This window comes from Kushneria phyllosphaerae (genome assembly GCF_900312995.1).
GTDB lineage: Bacteria > Pseudomonadota > Gammaproteobacteria > Pseudomonadales > Halomonadaceae > Kushneria > Kushneria phyllosphaerae.
In genome coordinates this window covers 1,026,444-1,043,928 of record NZ_ONZI01000001.1, presented here as the reverse complement: position 1 = coordinate 1,043,928, position 17,485 = coordinate 1,026,444, and the positions used below count along the sequence as shown (strand labels likewise).

General features: G+C 60.4%; 17 protein-coding genes and 1 pseudogene. 4 read left to right on the top strand and 14 right to left on the bottom strand.

Features of this window, described 5'->3' with window-relative positions; translation table 11 throughout:
* The first annotated feature begins 3 nt into the window (after nucleotides 1-3).
* The gene (locus KSP9073_RS04625) at nucleotides 4-1,416 is read left to right on the top strand and encodes a PepSY-associated TM helix domain-containing protein (RefSeq protein ID WP_207771402.1); all 1,413 of its coding nucleotides are present in this window, start codon (nucleotides 4-6) and stop codon (nucleotides 1,414-1,416) included.
* A 20-nt stretch (nucleotides 1,417-1,436) separates the two neighbouring features.
* Here KSP9073_RS04625 and KSP9073_RS04620 read toward each other — a convergent pair whose 3' ends face one another.
* A complete protein-coding gene (locus KSP9073_RS04620) occupies nucleotides 1,437-2,042 on the bottom strand; it encodes a cyclodeaminase/cyclohydrolase family protein (protein ID WP_108842046.1) in 606 nt (201 codons plus the stop codon).
* 140 nt (nucleotides 2,043-2,182) lie between these two features.
* Between KSP9073_RS04620 and KSP9073_RS04615 the strand changes: the two genes are divergently transcribed.
* A complete protein-coding gene (locus tag KSP9073_RS04615) occupies nucleotides 2,183-3,688 on the top strand; it encodes a helix-turn-helix transcriptional regulator (protein ID WP_108841726.1) in 1,506 nt (501 codons plus the stop codon).
* 399 nt (nucleotides 3,689-4,087) lie between these two features.
* Here KSP9073_RS04615 and KSP9073_RS04605 read toward each other — a convergent pair whose 3' ends face one another.
* The 7 genes and pseudogenes from KSP9073_RS04605 to KSP9073_RS04575 all read right to left on the bottom strand — a co-directional run bounded on the left by KSP9073_RS04605 (nucleotide 4,088) and on the right by KSP9073_RS04575 (nucleotide 9,949).
* Nucleotides 4,088-4,402: a thioredoxin family protein gene (locus KSP9073_RS04605; RefSeq protein WP_108841724.1), complete on the bottom strand. Its 315-nt coding sequence runs from the start codon at nucleotides 4,400-4,402 to the stop codon at nucleotides 4,088-4,090.
* Between the two features lie 62 nt (nucleotides 4,403-4,464).
* Nucleotides 4,465-5,388 carry a DUF808 domain-containing protein gene (locus KSP9073_RS04600; protein ID WP_108841723.1) on the bottom strand — a complete coding sequence of 308 codons (924 nt, stop codon included), beginning with the start codon at nucleotides 5,386-5,388 and terminating at the stop codon, nucleotides 4,465-4,467.
* A gap of 80 nt (nucleotides 5,389-5,468) precedes the next feature.
* Nucleotides 5,469-6,710: an NAD(P)/FAD-dependent oxidoreductase gene (locus tag KSP9073_RS04595; protein ID WP_108841722.1), complete on the bottom strand. Its 1,242-nt coding sequence runs from the start codon at nucleotides 6,708-6,710 to the stop codon at nucleotides 5,469-5,471.
* A gap of 115 nt (nucleotides 6,711-6,825) precedes the next feature.
* Nucleotides 6,826-7,884, bottom strand: a pseudogene (locus KSP9073_RS04590) (NAD(P)H-dependent flavin oxidoreductase).
* Nucleotides 7,885-7,927: 43 nt separating this feature from the next.
* Nucleotides 7,928-8,809 carry a threonine/homoserine exporter RhtA gene (gene rhtA / locus KSP9073_RS04585; protein ID WP_108842045.1) on the bottom strand — a complete coding sequence of 294 codons (882 nt, stop codon included), beginning with the start codon at nucleotides 8,807-8,809 and terminating at the stop codon, nucleotides 7,928-7,930.
* Nucleotides 8,810-8,982: 173 nt separating this feature from the next.
* Nucleotides 8,983-9,480 (bottom strand): GNAT family N-acetyltransferase, encoded by a 498-nt coding sequence (locus tag KSP9073_RS04580; protein ID WP_108841721.1) that lies wholly within the window; start codon nucleotides 9,478-9,480, stop codon nucleotides 8,983-8,985.
* Entirely contained in the window at nucleotides 9,473-9,949 is a 477-nt protein-coding gene (locus KSP9073_RS04575) for an OsmC family protein (RefSeq protein WP_108841720.1), read from the bottom strand. The genes KSP9073_RS04580 and KSP9073_RS04575 overlap by 8 nt, the downstream gene beginning before the upstream one ends.
* Before the next feature lie 185 nt (nucleotides 9,950-10,134).
* Between KSP9073_RS04575 and KSP9073_RS04570 the strand changes: the two genes are divergently transcribed.
* Both KSP9073_RS04570 and KSP9073_RS04565 read left to right on the top strand, forming a co-directional pair.
* Nucleotides 10,135-10,776: a YoaK family protein gene (locus KSP9073_RS04570; RefSeq protein WP_108841719.1), complete on the top strand. Its 642-nt coding sequence runs from the start codon at nucleotides 10,135-10,137 to the stop codon at nucleotides 10,774-10,776.
* A gap of 133 nt (nucleotides 10,777-10,909) precedes the next feature.
* Entirely contained in the window at nucleotides 10,910-11,116 is a 207-nt protein-coding gene (locus tag KSP9073_RS04565; RefSeq protein WP_133240988.1) for a hypothetical protein, read from the top strand.
* A gap of 376 nt (nucleotides 11,117-11,492) precedes the next feature.
* On the opposite strand, the gene KSP9073_RS04560 is transcribed toward KSP9073_RS04565, so the two are convergent.
* The 6 genes from KSP9073_RS04560 to KSP9073_RS04535 all read right to left on the bottom strand — a co-directional run bounded on the left by KSP9073_RS04560 (nucleotide 11,493) and on the right by KSP9073_RS04535 (nucleotide 17,359).
* Nucleotides 11,493-12,482: a Csu type fimbrial protein gene (locus KSP9073_RS04560; RefSeq protein ID WP_108841717.1), complete on the bottom strand. Its 990-nt coding sequence runs from the start codon at nucleotides 12,480-12,482 to the stop codon at nucleotides 11,493-11,495.
* Nucleotides 12,479-14,839 (bottom strand): fimbria/pilus outer membrane usher protein, encoded by a 2,361-nt coding sequence (locus tag KSP9073_RS04555; RefSeq protein WP_165814155.1) that lies wholly within the window; start codon nucleotides 14,837-14,839, stop codon nucleotides 12,479-12,481. The genes KSP9073_RS04560 and KSP9073_RS04555 overlap by 4 nt, the downstream gene beginning before the upstream one ends.
* A gap of 26 nt (nucleotides 14,840-14,865) precedes the next feature.
* Nucleotides 14,866-15,603: a fimbrial biogenesis chaperone gene (locus KSP9073_RS04550; protein WP_108842044.1), complete on the bottom strand. Its 738-nt coding sequence runs from the start codon at nucleotides 15,601-15,603 to the stop codon at nucleotides 14,866-14,868.
* 18 nt (nucleotides 15,604-15,621) lie between these two features.
* A complete protein-coding gene (locus KSP9073_RS04545; RefSeq protein WP_165814154.1) occupies nucleotides 15,622-16,098 on the bottom strand; it encodes a Csu type fimbrial protein in 477 nt (158 codons plus the stop codon).
* A 115-nt stretch (nucleotides 16,099-16,213) separates the two neighbouring features.
* A complete protein-coding gene (locus KSP9073_RS04540) occupies nucleotides 16,214-16,762 on the bottom strand; it encodes a Csu type fimbrial protein (RefSeq protein WP_108841714.1) in 549 nt (182 codons plus the stop codon).
* A 147-nt stretch (nucleotides 16,763-16,909) separates the two neighbouring features.
* The gene (locus tag KSP9073_RS04535) at nucleotides 16,910-17,359 is read right to left on the bottom strand and encodes a hypothetical protein (RefSeq protein WP_133240986.1); all 450 of its coding nucleotides are present in this window, start codon (nucleotides 17,357-17,359) and stop codon (nucleotides 16,910-16,912) included.
* Nucleotides 17,360-17,485 lie beyond the last annotated feature (126 nt).

Here is a 17,485-nt window from a genome sequence, read left to right as displayed (position 1 = left end):
TTCATGACAGATCATACCGTCAAAAATCCCGTCGGTCGCAGACCGTGGGGCTGGGCCTTCATCGCCCGACTGCATTTTTATATCGGCCTGCTGGTCGGTCCGTTTCTTTTGCTCGTCGCCCTCAGCGGCATCGTCTATGCCCTGACACCACAGATCGAGAGAGCGCTCTATCACGAGCAGTTTTATACCGACAATACCGGCGGCACCCCGCTACCACTTGCCGACCAGGTCCGCGCTGCACAGCAGGCGCTGGGACGCGATGAGGCCCCCATGGCAGTTCGTCCGGCGCCTTCACCGGGCGAGACCACTCGAGTCATGTTTTCGGACCCGAGCGTTGGACAATGGGAGCATCTGGCGATGTTTGTCGATCCGGTCACTAACGAGATTCGCGGTGCCCTGCCGGTGTATGGCACCAGCGGCATCTCGGCTTTTCGCATCACCATCGACAAGTTTCATCGCAGCCTGCTGCTGGGCGAGCCGGGCCGCATTTACAGCGAGCTGGCCGCTTCATGGCTCTGGATCGTTGCCCTCGGCGGGCTGGCGCTCTGGTTCAAGCGCCGGCGCAGCGACGCGCGCGCTGGCCATGATGGCAACGCTAACGCAGGTCAACGCGCCAGTCGCTGGCACCAGAAGCTGGGCCCCTGGGCGCTGATCGGTTTCGTATTTTTCTCCGCCACGGGGCTGACCTGGTCAAAATACGCCGGGGGCAATATCGGCGAGCTGCGTCACATGTACGGTTGGCAGACCCCGACAGTCTCTACCCATCTGGACGGCTTGACGCCGGCCGAGCATGGCCCGCACGCCGAACATGCCGATCACTCAGACCACAACATGGCCATGATGAAAAGTGACCCTGATCCGGCGCTGCATGACCGCGTGCTGGCCGCAGCCCGCACCGAAGGGCTGACGGCAGATAAAATCGAGGTCATCCCCGCTGCAAGGCCGGGCAATGCCTGGAAGGTACGCGAAATCGGCCGCGAATGGCCCACCGAAGTGGATGAAGCCGCCATCGACCCGACCACCATGGCCGTGATTGATCGCACCCGATTCGAAACGTTCCCGCTGGCGGCCAAACTGACCCGCTGGGGAGTGGATCTGCACATGGGCGTGCTGTTCGGCGTGATCAATCAGCTGGTGCTGGTCGTGTTTGCCAGTGCGCTGGTGGTCATGCTGGTGCTGGGGTATGCCATGTGGTGGCGCCGTCGTCCGACTCGTGGCAGCGCCGCGGTGACGCCCGTGACATTGATGCAGGCGCTTTGGCAGGCACCGCGACCGGCAGCGCTGGCCGTGGTGGTCGCTGCCATTCTGCTCGGGCTGGCCCTGCCGGTTCTGGGCGGCAGCCTGGTGCTGCTGATCCTGATTGATGGCGCTGTCGCGCTGACCCAGCGGCGAAAAATCGCCTGGGCCATGAGCTGATGAGATGAACGGGGCGGGGCTTAGGCCAGGTCACCCGTGACGGTCGCCAGCAGAGCATCGGCGCGCTGCGCCAGACCCTCACGGGCATGCCTTGCCTGGTCCCGGGCCGCATCACTGCCAAGCTGTCCGGCATTGGCATCCACATTGAGCAGTACGCCATGCAGCGCGGCATGAATCAGGCGGGCACCGGCAATGGCATCGCTTGTGAACTGCTGTTCGATGTGCGCCCTGGCCTGATACGACAGTGCCAGCGCCGCATCGCACAGTCGGGCCGTTTCCAGCGGCACCTCAACGGCGTTATGGGCCGCGACATGGATGGCCTGCGTGCGCTCGTCATCCTCCCTGTCGCGCCCCACCGCGGCCATGAAGGCCTCAAACGCCGCCACATCCTTCTCGGCCAGCGGGCTCAGGCGCTGCTTGAGCGAGTTGCCTTCATCGATCAAGGCCTGACGCGGAGCGCTGGCGTCATGCTGCTGGCTCAGATTCAATCCCTTGAGCACCAGTGCCAGGCCCAGATCGGCGCTGACCACGGCCGTGGCACCGCATCCGGGCATCGGCTCCCCGGCAACGGCGTCACGAAAGTCATGGAGTCGCTGCTGCCAGAGACTGTCGGCCTTTTGGGTCATGATCATGGCACTCCTTGAGATGGCACACCCGCCCGGACGGGCGAGGCATTTCAAGCATAGCGGGCCTATCGACGAATCGCGTGCTGTTCACTATCGCCACACCATTGCATCATAAGGTTTTTCATCGCCCGAGAGCCGCCGTGTCCGACCAGCTTGCCATTACCGACATCCCCTGCCCTGATGATCTCTTCTCCTCGCCACTGTCCCAGCTGATCGAAGAGATGAGAGAAGGCGTCATGCTGCTCGACCCGGACGGTTCACTGCGCTGGGCCAACCGGGCGGCACTGGCCATGCACGAAGTCTCTCGGGTCGATGCTCTGGGCACCACCATCGTGGAGTACCGCGAACGCTTTCAGCTGCGTTTTAAAACGCCGCACGACCAGCCGCACCCACCGGTGGTCCAGCTGCTCGAGGGCACGCCCTTCGATGATGTCGTTGTCGAGGTGCTGCTGCCCGACCAGGCCGACCATCTTCGCGTGCACCGCACCCGCGGCCGGGTGCTGAGCATTGATGACACCACCCATGTGGCGGCCCTGATCATCGAGGACATCACGGCCCTTGCCAGCGCCGAAGAACGCTTTGAAAGATCGTTCAATATCAATCCGGCCCCGGCCCTGATCTGCCGGCTGCATGATCAGCGCTTCATTCGCGTCAACCAGGGGTTTCTGGACATGACCGAATTGAGCGAACAGGACGTACTCGACCGCTCCATCCACGAGCTGGATGTGTTTGCCGGCGCCGACCAGCGTGAACAGGCCCTTCGCCGCCTTGAGGAAGGTCTGATGATTGCCCAGATGGAAGCCGTGTTGCATCCGCGGTCCACGGGTGAGAGCAAATGTGTGGTGGTGGCCGGTCAGCCCATCGAGGTTGGCGAGGAAGACTGCATGCTGCTGACCTTCACTGACCTTGAACCGACCCGACGGGCCCAGAGCGCGCTGCGACGCAGCGAAGCGCAGTTTTCAACGCTGTTTCACCTGTCGCCAGTGCCTACGGCGCTGGCCGATCATCACACGCTCTCGCTGCTGGAGGTCAACGACGCCTTTAACAGCGCGCTGGGCCATGATGCCAGCGTCTCGCAGACCGGGCCGCTGACACAGTATGCGCCCCTGCCTGCTGCCGTTCGACGCCGCATCCTATCGGCACTGGATGCCGGCGAAACCATCAGCGGTCTTGAGAGCAACGTGACCATTCCCGGCGGTGACTGCCTGACGTGGCTGATCTCGGCCACCATGGTGAGCATCGATGATCATGACCGGGTCCTGCTGACGCTGGTCGATATCACCCAGCGCAAGCGCACGGAAGCAGAACTCTTTGCCGCCATCGACACCGTCATGCAGGACGCTTCGTGGTTTACGCGCACCCTGGTCGAAAAACTTGCCAGCGTTCGCCATACCCGGCATTCCGTGCCCGTCACGTCGCCGTCGGTCATCAATCTCAGCGTCCGGGAACGCGAAGTGCTGATCCTGCTGTGTCAGGGACTTTCCGACAAGCGCGTAGCCACCGAGCTGTCGCTGGCCCACAGCACGGTGCGCAATTACATCGCCTCGCTGTATCGCAAACTGGACGTCCATAGCCGCAGCGAAGCCATCATTGTCGCGCGCCAGCAGGGTTTGGACGTTGCGCCAGACTCGAAGAAGACCTCATGACAGCCGACCATCATGACAACCTGGCAGCCAGTCGGAGAATAGACCCCGCAAATGCATCGGGAGTACCGATACATCTGCATCTATTGAGCCGGTAGCGAAACCGATATATTGCCTGTGGCTTGAGGTGGTGCCAGGAAGGCACCCGGACAGAAGGACCTGGCTGATGAAGGGAAGCATGTTCCTCACGCCCGGCACCTGCCCGGGGAACCGAAAGGTGTCCGCCAAAGGGAGACAGGACGTGGCAGGGATGCAGACCACGTCGACCCGATAGAACTCAGGGAAGAGCGCCATGGCAGGACGTCATGGTTGTCAGTGATGATACTGTCGGGTCACCCTGTACGCCCCACCCTTGCCTACCCCGGTATTCCCGCCCTCTCGCATGACCCTTGCCCTGCAGAATTACAGAATACGCTCAAGCGCGGCTTCCAGCGCCTGGCGGGTCTCGGGACGCACGCAGCGTGCCAGCTCCTGACCATCCTTTAGAAAGATCAGCGTTGGCCAGAGCTTGACCTGCCATGACCGCCCCAGTCGATTACCCTTGCTGTCCTCGACACGAACATGCCATACCCCGGCGGCCTGACCGATGACGTCGCTGATCAGGGGTTGCGCTGCCTTGCAGTAGCCACACCAGGGCGTACCGAATTCCACCACTACCGGCCCCTGACTGGCATCCAGCTCGCTGCGCTCCGGCACAACGCTGTCGGGCATGGTCATGTGCTGCCTCTCCCGGGTCATGGCCCCGTGGCACGGGGCATTGAATATCGTTACACGCGATGTCAGGGGGCGCCGCGCATCCTTTTGATCAGTGACACCACGCCCAGAACCACACTACCCAGCACCAGGCCCACCAGCATGTTGATCAGCGTGGGCGTGATCGGCTGCAAAATGACACCCACCCCTGGAATCTCACCCTCGGCCAGCGTCAGTGCCTCAATGGCGTGATGCAGCACCGGTATGCCGTGGGTCAGGATGCCGCCGCCCACCATGAACATGGCCGCCGTTCCCGCCACCGAGAGAAACTTCATCAGCCACGGTGCAGCGGTCAGAATGCCCCGCCCCAGCCCCTGGACGAGGGAGGTGCTGCGACGACTCAGATAAAGCCCCAAGTCGTCCAGCTTGACGATCGCCGCCACCAGGCCGTACACCCCCAGTGTCATGGCCAGAGCGATAATCGACAGCACCACCGCCTGCTGCATGAGGGGCTGATCGGCCACGGTGCCCAGCGTAATGGCGATAATCTCGGCCGACAGGATGAAATCGGTTCGCACTGCACCCTTGATGCGTTTTTGCTCAAAGGCCTTCTGCTCCTCCGGGGAACGCTCGGCGGTTGTGGTGTCCTTTTTGGTGGCCTCCGGGTGCCGCCACTTGTGCCAGGCGTGCGCCAGTTTCTCCACCCCTTCATAGCTCAGATAGGCGCCGCCCAGCATCAATAGCGGCGTCACCAGCCAGGGGGCAAAGGCGCTGATCAGAAGCGCCGCCGGCACCAGCATCAGTTTGTTAAGCAGTGAGCCCTTGCAGACGGCCCAGACTACCGGCAGCTCACGATCGGCGCGCACGCCGGTGACCTGCTGAGCATTGAGGGCCAGATCATCCCCCAGCACCCCCGTGGTTTTTTTGGCAGCCACCTTGGTCATGACGGAAACGTCATCCATCAGCGCGGCAATATCATCAAGCAGGGTCAACAGGCTACCGGCGGCCACAGTACTTCCTTATTGGATCGATTATCCCGATCTTAAAGCATGCGCGTGGCCCCAACCTGATCGCAGAATTATGGCATGCCTCATGACACCATCCATTCACGCCCTTTCAGCATCATCTGCCAATAGATGATCGGCATGAGATGCGCCTTGAGCTGCCAGGCAAGGCCCGTGGCCCGCTGGCCGTCGTTGAGCCAGACCGGCAGGGTCGGCATGAGTTCGCCGCCATAGCCGAATTCGGCCAGCACCACCCGCCCGCGCGAGACCGTCAGCGGGCAGGCGCCATACCCCTGATAGCGCGCTGACAGGGGCTCTCCCTCGAGATAGGCCACGACATTATCTGCCACGATCGGGGCCTGAACCCTCACGGCCGCGGCGGTCTTGGCATTGGCCGTGGCACTGACATCGCCGGCCCCAAAAATGGCGGGATAGTGCTGATGTTGCAGGGTGTGGGGATGCAGGTCCAGCCAGCCGGCATCGTTGGCCAGCCGGCTGTCACGAATCAGCGCCGGTGCGCGCTGTGGCGGCACCACATGGAGCAAGTCAAAGGATTCGACGTGCTCACGCTGGCGACCATCGGCATCGTGAATCAAAAAGTGCGCCTGTCGATTGGGCCCATCCACGCCCACCAGCTGTCGATGAAACTCAAGCTCTATGCCGTAGCGCTCGACCTGCTCCATCAGGGCAGGAATATAGGCCGGCACGCCAAACAGCGCACCGCCAGCGTTGTGAAAGGAAACGTTGATGTTGTCCAGCACGCCGCAGCGGCGCCAGTGATCACAGGCCAGATACATCGCCTTTTGCGGCGCACCAGCGCATTTGATGGGCATGGCCGGCTGGGTGAAAAGCGCTCGCCCCTGACGCAGTTTCTGTACCAGCGACCAGGTATAGGGTGCCAGATCAAAGCGGTAGTTGGAGGTGACACCGCTCTCGCCAAGCGTTGCGGCAAGCCCATCGATGGCGTCCCAGTGAAGCTCAAGCCCCGGCACCACCACCAGAGCGCGAAAGGACACGGTGCGGCCATCCTCCAGCCGCACAGCGCCCCGATCAGGGTCGATGGCGGCGGCCAGGCAGGCATAATGCGTTACGTCCCTGGGCAGAACCTTCTGCATCTTCCGCCGGGTCCGGTCGGCGTCAAACACCCCCCCGCCAACCAGCGTCCAGCCCGGCTGATAATAGTGCTCGGAGGCCGGATCGATAAGCGCGATATCAAGGCGTGCATCCCGCTTGCGAAGACCCTGAGCGATAGCGATGCCGGCAGCGCCGGCACCAATCACGACCACGTCATGCGGCACGTCTCGAATCCCCGGGGTCTGGCCTGTCATGATCACTCCTTGCACAGTTGAATACAGGAAATTAACGCATCGGGCTCACCAACCCAGCGGATGGCGGGCAAGGCATTTCCCCTTGTTGTCTCAACATTCTTGCATGAGTGATTGTTTATTCAACAATTTTTGATGCACGACCAAGCCAGCGGCTCTCATTATCAAGCTGTGCGATCAGCTCATTGGCCGGCAGCGCACGTGACAGCGCGGCCCCCTGTCCCGCCCAGCACACCGCAAAATCCTGTTCACCCGCACTCGAGGCCGCACTAGCCAGCGCCTTGCCGACAAGGTAGGCCCGCGGATAGTCGGGAACATCCATCGAGGTGATCTCGCGGGTATGGCCGTTGACCAGCGCACGCGCCGGACGCCCGGAAATGGACGAGGTCACCACCGTCTCAAAGGCGTGTGCTCCGCTCAGCCAGGCACGGCGGGTCTCGGTAGCAGAAGACTCCGGACAGGCAATAAAGGCCGTGCCCAGCTGTACGCCGCAGGCGCCTGCCGCCAGCGCCGCATCAATGCCGGCCCCGTCCATGATCCCGCCGGCAGCAATGACGGGGATTGATAATGCCTGCACCAGCATTCTCACCAGTGGAAAAAGCCCCAGCATCGCATCGCCCTTTTCTGGCTCGAACACGCCACGGTGTCCGCCGGCTTCACTGCCCTGCGCAATGACGCCATCGATCCCGGCCGCCTCGATGGCGCGCCCCTCGGCCAGCGTGGTTGCTGTGGCAAGCAGCGTAATGCCCCGATCCTTGAGTGCCTCAATGACCGATAGCGGGGGCAGACCAAAATGAAAGCCCACCACTGCCGGGCGCAACTCACACAGCAGCGCTTGCATCGCCGTATCGTCATTGAAGCTTGTGTAGATCGTCTCAAGCTGCTCGGGCGGGGCGGCCCTGAAACGGGCAAACAGGGGCGCCAGATGCTCGCATCAACGTGCTTCTCGATCGATATCGATGGCCGGAGTGCGGTGGCATAACACGTTGACGTTAAAGGGCTTGTCCGTCAGCGACCGGGTGTGCTCGATCATGGTTCGGGCAGTCTCGACCGAGGCGGCGCCAATGGCGATCGAACCCAGCGCACCGGCGTTACTGACAGCAGCCGCCAGTTCGGGGGTAGAAACGCCGGCCATGGGGGCCTGAATCAGTGGAATACGAACAGGTAGCGTTGTCATCATGCGGGCCTCCCGGCGCCCGGTTGATAATGTCGGGCCTCCGTCAGCTCTGGACGGGCGCTGCCGAACGCGAGGTCAGCGTCGTGCCCATCGAGGCCGTGATGATGGTGCCAATCGCCAGCCATTGCAGGGCCGTGAGCTGCTGCCCCAGAAAGATCAGCCCCGACAGCGCGCCGATGGCCGGCTCCAGGCTCATCAGTGTCCCGAACATGTGAGTGGGCATCCGCGACAGGGAGAACATCTCGAGCGTATAGGGCAGCGCTGTGGAGAGCACCGCGATGGCAAGCCCGATGGGCAGCACGGCCGGCGACAGGATGGCGGTGCCGGCTTCGACAAGCCCGATCGGCACCATGACAATCGCGGCAATGGTGATGCCCAGCGCCGCACTCTGGGTGCCGTTGCCGCTGCCGGCCCGGCGCCCGAAAAGAATATAGAGTGCCCAGCACACCCCCGCGCCCAGTGCACAGAGCGCGCCCCGAAGATCAATGCCGTGCTCGACGCTCTTGTCCGGCCACAGCAGGATCGCCAGTCCCACGATGGCCAGCGCGATCCAGGTCAGATCGCGACGCCTTCGTGAGGTAAACACCGCCACCGCCAGTGGCCCGGTGAACTCGAGCGCCACCGCAATCCCCAATGGCACGGTGACCAGCGCCTGATAGAGCAGAAAGTTCATCAGCCCCATCGCCACACCGTAAACGGTGATGGCCTTCCAGGCGCTGCGCGTCAATGGCTGACGCCACGGCCGGAAGATGGCCAGCATCAAAATGGCGGCCAGCAGCAGGCGAATGGAGGTGGCTCCGGAGGCGCCCACCAGCGGAAAGAGCTGCTGGGCAATGGAGGCGCCGCTCTGGATCGAGCTCATGGCCACTACCAGCAGGGCTACTGGCAGCAGGCGTTGCACAACAGGCGCGCGCACAAACGACATCGACATTTATCCCGAAACGATCATGGAAAGGCAGAGGGCGGCAGGCGTTAACAACGACGGCCATACCGCTCATGATAACTGCCTTATCAAGGCGATGAGGGAGAGAAACCACCGGACGTTCGATGCTGTCGTCAAGGACCATGACCATGACCATGTCGTAACGGCAACGATCGTCAACAAGGCGCGATCTCCTCATCGTAGATCGTAAAGCCGCGCTTTTGATAGTTTTCCAGCGCCGCCGGGTGATCCAGCGAGCAGGTATGCAGCCAGACTCGCTCGGTGCCAGCCCAGCGCCAGGCCTGATCGATGGCGTGACTCAAAAGCCCTGCGCCCAGGCCCCTGCCGATAAACTCCGCCACCAGCCCGAAATAAAGAATCTCGACGTTGATGCCATCGGGGCGGTACAGCTCGAAGTAGCCGGCAATCGCGCCGCGGTCATACGCCACGAAAGTGCGATGGGCATCACTTTCAATCATCGCCCGCCACGCGTCCTGGTCACCCTTGAGCTTCTCGTCCCACTGCCATGAGGCCCCGATCAGCCGATAGAGAAAGCGGTTCAATTCAAATTGAGGGATCTCGCACTCAACCACATTGAGCGTCTTTGGCAGCGCGCGGGCGCGATGAGCGTCTGGATCCCGCATTTCCAGATACCAGATGACCTGCTCACCCATGGCAGGCGTCCTGAACAAACGCGGGCTGACACTCGATGTCGAAATTGACCGAGGCGGCGATAAAGCATTTCTCATGGGCCCTGTCATGCAGCTCGCGGGCGCGCGCTTCAAGGCCGGCATCCTTCAGGGTGATGCGGGGGCGCAGGGTTACGCGGGTGAATCGCCCCAGCGCCGCGTCCATCTCGCCTTCGGCGTGATCGTCGTAGGCCAGCACGACCACCCCTGCCTCGGCGCACAAGTGTAGATACCAGAGCTTGTGACAGGCCGACAGTGAGCCGACCAGCAGCTCCTCCGGATTCCAGCGATCGGCATCGCCCAGAAAGGCGGGATCGGCAGAACCCTCAATGGGGGCCTTGCCGGGCGCGCTCAGCTGATGCTCACGCCCATAGTCGCGATAGCCGGTCGTGCCGGTATCCCGACAGCCCTGCCACTGCACCCTGACCTGATAGTGATGTTGCTGCCCTGCCATGTCGTCGGCTCCGCGCTCATGAGTAAGGGCTTATCATCGCCATTTTGAGCACTGACGTCGATCAGGAGACTGCAGGCGCTGCCTTTCGGGCTTCCCGGCGCACCGCGAAGGTTAAATCGATGACGGCACGGGGCCGTGTGAAAGCACTACACTCACGGCCGTCATGATCGTTTTCAGGTGCCCCCATGCTGGATAGAAAGATTCCATTCCCGGCCTTTGCGCTGCTGTTCATGGTGGCAGGCGCCACGGACGCGCTGATTTATCTGCACAGTCGCGATCTGCTGGCGGTCTACATGACCGGCAACAGCTCGCACATCGGGCGCCATATCGGAGAAGGTAACTGGGCCGGCATTACGCCGCTGGCCGCGGTCATCGCGGCCTTTTTCACTGCCACGGCGCTGGGGGCGTGGATCGGGATGCGCGCCAGACGCTGGCGCCCCACGGTCATTTTGCTGCTCACATCCCTTTTGATGAGCGCGTCGATGCCCTTTGCCCACAGCGATGACTACCCGTTTATCACCGTGCTTTTCATTGCCGCGGCCATGGGCACACTCAACCAGGTCAGCGGCAACGAATCAGGGGTGACCTTTTTGACCGGCATGCTGGTCAGAACCGGGCGCGCCTTTGCCGAAGGCAACTTCAAGGCCGGGCTGGACGGGCTGGTGCGCTGGAGCGCGCTGGTCGCCGGCGCCGCGCTCGCCATTCCTCTCAATAATCATCTGGGTCGACACGCCCTGCTGGCGATTGCCGCCATGCTGGCACTGGGTGCGGTGTTTACGGCGTGGAATGCACTGGTGGGTCGTCATCGGGCAAGGCATTCATCCTGATGAAAAGGCACCGTCGCCCTGATGACTCAATGCCTCGTTCGCAGGTGGATACCGGCAAACGAGACCATTGCGTGCCAGCAAGGTGAACGCTACAGGACTAGAGTGAGAAGGTTCCCCCATGGAGGGCGCTGACATGACCCATGTCTACAAGCCTGCCCTGCCGACTGCCACCCTGGCGGCCAGCAATGACCCCGAATTTATCGTTTTTGATGACGACACTCTTGAGCAGGAAAGCCTTTATGACCCTGAAGAAGAGGCCAAACGCCGCTGCGACACGCTCAACCGCTCGGCGACCGATAACCCTGGCCCGGGCGATGTGCATCCTGATCAGAAAATGTAACGACCAGCGCTTATCGGCGTCTTGACGATTGGAACCTCCCCGGACATTGACGATCGCCAGCGGTAAATCCCTGCGCCCATGGGAGATGGCAAACGTTCTCGTTACACGCTCCGGTGCAACTCATCCCCACCGGCATGGGAACAGCCATTGATCAGGTACTGGCGCAGAGCGGTAAGCTTTTCCAGGGATTAATACTCCTTTCGAGCGATGTTAATTGCCCAATGTTTATGCGACATTCCTTATTCAAGGACGAGCCTCGCCACCATGTGGGCTCTGCACATGGATGTGCTTTTAAATTTCCTTTCTCGTGACATGCAATCACCGCACCGGTTTCTGCCACGCACGATACCCCCTCTCCCCCAACGTTCGTTCCCTCTCAAAACTCCACGGTGACCACTACCTGATCGGTATAAGTGCCTGGTGATGGCGTGGCCTGATCGGGGTCGATCACGGCGCGGTAGTTAAACTCCTGAGACTGGCTGCCATTGATACCGGGGCCGCCGCCAAGACCGAGCCCAGGATTGCGATCGGCATCAAGATGGCTGCGCGCCTGGCCGCTGTTGATGTCTCGCCAGGGGGTGCGGTCGGGTTTCAGAATCCGATAGCGCAACAGCTCTCCGCTGCTGCTGGCCATGAAACGCTCGCCGCTGCGGGCGTGACTACCTGCGCTCAGACCCACCTGAAAGGTGCTACCTTTGGTACAAAATAGCGACAGCGACTGGTTCACTTCGCCAAATCCAGATACCAGAGGGGCACTGCCAAAACTGATGTCCGGCGCATTGATCAGACAGTCCGGGGTGATGGTCATGGTCAGATCAAGCGAGGCTGTCTTGTTTCCGCGGGAGCGGCCAAGACATATGCCGAACGCACCGGCACCGGTACAGACACTGTAATCCCAGCGTACAACAATGGTGTCTTTATAGACGCCGGCCGAGATCTGCCGGGTCGGCCGGGTTCGAATATAAAGAGGAATATTGTTTTCGGGACCGCCGAACAATCCGCCAATATTGACCAGATTGAAGTCCATAAAGCTGGTCTGCGCACCAATTGAAAGCAGGTCCTCGAAGCTGGAATCACCATATATCTGATAAGGGATGCGATCACCGGCCGCATTGACCAGCGCCAGGTTATTGCTGGTGCCCGTGATTGTCGCATCCGCCCTGTCATTACCGGCGAACTGAAGAGCAGCGCCTGAACAACCAAGCCCACCGGCAACCTGGGTTTGATAGCTCTGACCAGTCTGGGTCGAGGGGACACTACCCAGGCTGCCACTAACGCTATCCACCTCACAGTCTGCTTGCGCAGGCAAGGCGTAAATTATCCCGAAGCAGAGCATGATGGCACTCAGCCACTCACGATGGATCATGGCATTTCCTCGGGCTGCGCCAATCTTCGATCAGCCATTTCCAGACGACAGGAATATGGTCCCAGTGTATGCAGCATGTCATCATCCTCGGGCAACGTAAGCTCGATGTCACAGCTCTGCCCATCAGGTGTCGTGACAAAAAGTCGTTCACGGCCTGACAGCTGCTGGAAGTAGACGAGACCGTCGTAGCCAACGATTGCCTGATCTCCGCCTCGTGCAAGCGTTGCAAGACTGCCCAGCGGCACAGGTTCGCCATCGGCCATTTCAAGACGAATGCTGGCCGCTCTGACCTGATGAATCGGAAAGCGCATCAGGTAGCCGCTTCCCGCACGCACGCTGACGGGCTGGCGCACGCGCTCGGCCTGCATGTCAGGCGGCAGCCCCATGGTGTCGATACCCACCACGGCCTGATACCAGGGCGTCACCCAGGGGATGAGCTGATGGCCACTGTCATCGGTGCGACCGATCGTGCGGTGTTCATAGCTGACGGGAACATCGCCCTGGCCTTCGGTGCTGACCAGAATGAAGGCGTCGTTGATCTGACGGGATAGCAACACGTCTCCATCCATGGCCACGAGCGCACCGGTGGCTTCTGCCCACCAGGCGGTATCATCGCGATCACCAAAGGCACCCACACGGGCTTCGCCTCGGTTGCCGCGCCACGACAGCTCTGCCTGACGATAGTCATCGCCTCGACTGGACCGGTCATAGCCCAGACGCCATCCAAGGCCGCCATCAATGGGGGCGGGACGATCATAGTCAAGACGTTGGCGTGAGCCATTATCTCCGGGTAGCCGCTCAACGCTGGAGGCCAGCGTGCCGTGCTGACCAAGTGAGACCGACAGCTGTGCGGTCACGCTCCAGCCCTCTCCATCCAAAGCCCGATTCCCGGAAACAAATAAATTGCTGCGCTGGCCAAGTGATCGATTCCAGGAAAGGTTGAGTAACCGAGTGCGGGTATCATCGACACTGCGGGTATCAAAATAGCCGGCACTGATCGAGCCCAGCTCCCCCAGCGCCACGCTGGTGTTCACCTGGGTGCTGCTACGGCCATAAACGGCCGCCTCGAGCCCGAGGCCGGAAAGATCACTAAAATCTTCATCGCGTCGATTGTGCTGCACCCCGATATTGAAACCGGACCGGGTGTACTGATAGCCAACACTTTGCTGCCAACCACTGCCTTCCTCGTGCTTACTGCCGCTGGCCGCCAGATTCAGCACCCCCAATCGCCCAAGCCGCATGACGCTGCCAACACCGGCAAGACTCAACCCCTCGGCTACCTCACCATGGGTTTCCAGCGTCAGGGTATCGTTGAGTCCATAACGATAAACACCACTGGCAGCAGGGGCCCCGTAATCCATGCTGCGCAGGGCGTAGTTGCGCCGTAGCGCGCCAACTGAAAGATCGTAATCAGCAAGACCGGCATCCAGCAGGTCACTAGTGACATAAAAGGGCACCGAGGTCGCGACACGCCGGCCCTGAGCATCCTCGGTCACCACCACGGCTTCACCTGCACCATTGATGTAGGGCACATCGGTCAGGGTAAAGGGGCCGGGCGCGACATTCTGCGAGCGTGAGCGAGTGCCATTGACAAATAGATCCACCGTACCCGGCACGGCACTGGTGCCATTGAAGGTGGGCAACGGATACGTGATCAAATCCGGACGCAGTGAAAAGTTTCGCGAAAATTTCACTCCGCCCATGCGTACCGAGCGGCTCCAGGCCAGCGAGCCGCTGATCATGTCGCCCACCTGCCAGGTATTCATGGTGTTCGTATCATGAAAACGCCACCAGCTGTCGTAACGCAGATACCCTGACTCTCCAGTATCAACACCAGAGAGCGTTTGCCGCCAGCGACCGGTAGTGGAGAACACACCGTAGTCACCAAAGCCTCGCGCCTCGTGCCACAGACTAGCGTAGCGATAGTCGCTTTGATGGCTTGAGTAAAAATCATAATTGAATAACGCCCCTTGGCCTGCCTGTGCCTGATGGCGCTGACGCGATGGCGCACCGAGATACTGATTCGCCAGTTGTTCGGGGGGAACGGTGATCAGAAGACGCTGGCCAGGCGCATCATATTCGAAATCAATATCTGGCAGGTCATCCTGCTCCAGCCATACTTCATTACCTGGCGGCACCGGCACGCCCATGTTCGCGAGATCTTCACGACGTACCGTGGCGCGACTCTGGTAATAGCGAACAGGAATGGTCTCCCCCTGGGCGGCGCCGTTGATGACCGGTGCCAGTTCCAGCGTCATGAGCATGTCGGGCACGGCCTTTGGCGGCGGCGGCAGTTCATCGGCTCTGACAGGGTGGGCAGTCAGTACTGCCAGAGACAACATCAGCTTCAGCCACATGATGTCTCGCATGGTCGCCGAATACATTACGACCCTGCGTAGTGCAGCTTGACAGGGTCGGCACCATTGACGGTAGCAGTCAAACTCCGCCCGGCATTCATGTTGTTCGGGAGCGGCCATTGTTTAGTCGTCCCGGCCAATACATAGCCCAGCAGCCCTTCAGCAACCGTAGTGCCATCCATCTGCACACGGGCCAATCGAGCATGAGCGCTACCCGGGTTATGCACGCGCAGATAGCGCTGACCGTTTTCCGTAATGACGCTCCAGCGCAGCGCTTCGGCAATGTGTGCACTCTGCTCTGGCACCTCGCTTGACGTCACAAAGAGCGGCACCGAGTAGCGCATGCGAAACTGTACGCGCGAGTCTGACGCCTCCCGGGCCTGCTGCCGGGCATCGGGAATCTCGTCGACCAGAATGCGATAGGCCTGCTCCCCCGACGTCGGCGCAGCGCCGGTCAGAGTCAGGCGCACCAGCTGGCGCTTGCCGGGTGCGATGGTCACTACCGGCGGGCTGGGCAGGATGTCATCCTGAGGCTGATAGTCGTTGCGCTGCTGTACCTGCTGCCAGCGCAAAATGCGAATCTGAAGGGTAGCGGGCACATTGGCCTGATTTTCAAGCCACAGCGGGCGGGCACGCTCCTGAGAACTCAGGGTCGGATTGATGGGCCAGATCAGAATCGAACTGGCCGCCAGAACGGCTGGCACTGGCAGCAAAAGCGTCGACAGCACTATCGTGGTCAAAAAACGGAGTAGAATCTTGCGCATGGGATCTCTCCTCGTTGACTACCAGGACAGGGTCACGATCAGCTGATCGGTATAGCTGCCTGGTGGGTCCTCGGGGCTCAACTGCAGCCGCCCGTAGATGGGTAGCTGTACATCGACACCATCATCTGGTGCCGTTAATGAAACGGCCTGCCCCGGCAGCAGCTCGTTATCCATGGCGCTGGTGCTATAAAGGCGGTAAGGCACTGCTGCCCCGCCGGTACTTTGTAGCTGTCGCGCCCCACCGCCGTAGTGCTGGCCCTGATTGACCGACATTGATAAAGAAAGCCCTCGGGTGCACTGCAATCGGATGGTCTCTGAAGGCGTCAGTGCCGTGGTTACCACAGCACTGCTCAAGGCACTATGGGTGCCAAAATCCAGCACACCCCATCTACTACCCTGAGCGCTACCGCCCTGCACCAGACAGCCTGGCGTGACGGTAGCGCTGACTTCGAAGCTCTCCTGCGCCGCATAACATTTCGGTACAGACCAACCCATTAAATACAGCCCCACCAGACACGTTCCCATGAGCCTAGATGCTCGATACATGTGCCTGCCCCCCATCATCTGCCCTGCATGGGAGCGCAAGTCTCCCGGGCAAGCCGGATAATGCCTAGAAATTGAAGGTCAGGGTCAGCGTATCGGTATAGGTGCCTGCTGCGACCGGTGTATCCGGATTGGGGGCTACCAGACCATAGACCGGCACTTCAATGGACTCACCGCCAGTGGCCACATCAAAGGACTCAGGCTGATTAATCTCGTAAGGGATACTCTGACCGCTATCGCGGAATATCTCATAGGCTACGGTAGTGCCGTCAGAAGCAAGGTTGCGTGTGGCGGCATCACTATTGGTGCCACCGTCAATGGCTACCGTGAAGGTATCCACACCGGGGCTACAAGTGACGGAAAGCTGACCGGCGTCACCTGATGCGCTCAATGTCGCCTGCAAGGGGTTGGTCCAGATGGTGGAAACGGTGCCGAAATCCAGCGTTCCGAAGTCGTAACCCGAGCCGCCGTCAGGCACATTACCGTTATCAATGAGACATCCCGGTTCTACAGTGAGCGTGGCATCGATCTGCCCGGAGACTTCCGCCCGGGCGGACAGGGTAGTAAAGAGAAGGAGAGCACCCATGACGGTACTGAGCCGATAAGATTTTTGCATGACAAGACCCACCTTAGGCTAAACAAGAACATGCAAAAATATTAATCAAATAACATATGTTACTCAATGGAGAAATTAGTTACTTGATTGGTAATAATCGACTGCAGCATTCGAAAAAATAGAAAATTCGAATTTGCATTCGGAAAATTAATACTCAAACGTTGCCAGCACCGTATCACGGTATGACAGATCTCTCTCAAGCGGTGATGCCGGCAGACTCAAGGCCTGGAGGATCAGCTGGGGGGCATTTTCCGGCAGATGAATGGAAAGCGCATGGTTCGCTGTGAGCCATTTCCCGTTGTCAAGAGCCACCTGCAGTTGATAGGGGACACGTGATTGCCCATCGGATAAATGGCGCTGAATGCCATCAGCGTGACGCCCGTTATCCAGACTCAGCCGGAAATCTCCAGCATTGGGACTACATAGATACCCAAGGTCTGGAGCCTGATTGGATGGCGTCTGGATCAGGCAGCCGGCCCTTACGCTCATCGAAACCTGCACCTGTCCACTGCCGGCCAGCACCACGGTTGGCAACATCAGCAGCGAGGTGAAGACAAGACCACGATATGAAAGGTTAAAGCGTGAAAGTGATGGCATATGCATCTCACGAGCAGGATCGCGCCATGACAGGCCATGACGCCGGTGGTGTGATATCGGCGGCGCTGTCAGAGGCTTTATATGCTCGAAAATTTGTCTTTCACGCTTTGATCACGGCAGTACCGC